At 39.4% G+C, this 216-nt stretch carries 1 pseudogene; it reads left to right on the top strand.

Going from position 1 to position 216, the window contains the following annotated elements:
• Window positions 1-216, top strand: a pseudogene (locus tag ACYQ2O_RS13930) (RNA-guided endonuclease TnpB family protein); the annotation flags it as partial.

The raw sequence follows: 216 nt of genomic DNA, 5'->3' as shown, positions 1-216 counted from the left end.
AAAATCAAACTTCCAAAAACTGGATTCGTGAAGCTGAACCAACACAGAAAGTTTGAAGGAGTCATCAAGTCGTGCACCATTTCTATGAACAAGTCGGGAAAGTATTTCGTCTCTATTCTGGTGAAATCAGAAGACGAAGCAGTGGAAATTACCAAAAGAAAAATCGGGATTGATTTAGGCATTTCCGATTTCGCTATCACTACCAACGATTTAGGC

It is taken from the genome of Alkalibacterium sp. m-11, from assembly GCF_054658155.1.
Note: the sequence above shows the minus strand (reverse complement) of the source record. Positions and strands in the feature narration are given on the sequence as shown.